The following is a 1,402-nucleotide window of genomic DNA, read 5'->3' as shown; positions in this document are numbered from 1 at the left end:
AAGGCGTGTCGATCCAGATCAAGTTCGTCGGATTGCTCGATGCCGTTTCGTCCGTCATGTCGGAGGAAGCCGGGGAACTGATCGGTATGGTGCCTTATCTGGGTATGCTGAAGACCAGCTTCAAGGATCGTCCTCTCGCGATACCGGCCAGCGTGCAGCGCTGCGTTCATTTCGCCGCAGCGCATGAGATGCGCTTCTATCAGCGTCTCGACAGTCTTGAGAAGACCCGTGGCGAGCAGTATCTCTACCCGGGTACGAGCTGCGATGTCGTCGGTGGCGCGCCGAGCGGGTCCCTGGGGGTCAACGCGGAGCTGATGCGAGTTCCGCTGCAAGACATGTTGCTGGAGGCGATCAAGGCGGGCGCCGCCATGGACACCATGGAAGATTTGTACCTGTACAACGCGCCGGTGTTCAAGCGCTTCAAACTCTCGGATCCGATCAAGTACGGTGGTAAGGAATTTCGAATCAAAGCGCTGGTCAATGCCTACCGCACGCTCGTCCCGCGCAAGTCCGGTGCCGATTTCATGGAACATTCGAAAGTCTTCATGCGCTGGATTGCAGCCCGCTACATGGATCCCGAATTCCGTCGCACGATTTCCGATCCCGTCGCCGACTGGAAGCGCAACATGGCCGACGCCGACCTGCAGCGCAAGACCGCGAAGTCGCAACTCGACTGGGAGCTTCAGCGAGAAGGCATCAATATGAGCATGCTGGCCAGCCGCAGCCAGGACGAGCAGGCGAAGCTTCGGGGCATGAAGGCGGCGAGCGACGCAGCGCAAAAGCGTTATGAGAAATTGATCGCGGAGGCACCGAAGGACTATTCGACGGTCTGGGAGCGTCTTGAGAAGGAAGCGGAAAAGAAGCTGCGCAGCGCGTCGTATCAGGAGGGCCTGAAGCAGTCCGTCGAGCGCATCCGCAACATGCCGGATTCGTGGGATTCCGATAACAAGGTCAGCGCGGATGCGGTCGAGGTAGCCATGCTTCCTGAAGCCGAGATGGAACTCGTGTCGGCCTGGAAAGAAGGGATCGAGGGCAAGCACCCGTTGCCGCCGGACGTGATGGCGCTGTTCGACATGCTCGTTCACGACACGTTGCTGACGAGCTGGCAGGACCATGTGCTCGCTCCGTCGCTGTACTTCCGCACGCGAGACAAGGACGAGTTCGGTTCGACCGATCTCGCCAAGGAAGCGAAGCAACGCCAGAAGGACGATCGCGTTGCTGCACGTATCGACCAGGCCGCCAAGCAGAGCCAGGAATGGGCGAAAAGCTATAAGGGTGGCGCGACGCCTCCCGTTCACTGACAACCAGCAGCCGCGCATGAAAAACGGGCGGTGACACGCGTGCCACCGCCCGTCGTGTGCCGCGCCGCTTCGCCGTTGAGCGAGCGACCGGCCGATTTCCC

General features: G+C 60.5%; 1 pseudogene. It reads left to right on the top strand.

Annotated features, from left to right (window positions below):
• Nucleotides 1-1,301, top strand: a pseudogene (locus JMF90_RS37025) (DUF2235 domain-containing protein); the annotation flags it as partial.
• Nucleotides 1,302-1,402: the final 101 nt, after the last annotated feature.

This window comes from Burkholderia sp. E168m23, assembly GCF_016586125.1.
Classification (GTDB): domain Bacteria; phylum Pseudomonadota; class Gammaproteobacteria; order Burkholderiales; family Burkholderiaceae; genus Burkholderia; species Burkholderia orbicola.
Note: the sequence above shows the minus strand (reverse complement) of the source record. Positions and strands in the feature narration are given on the sequence as shown.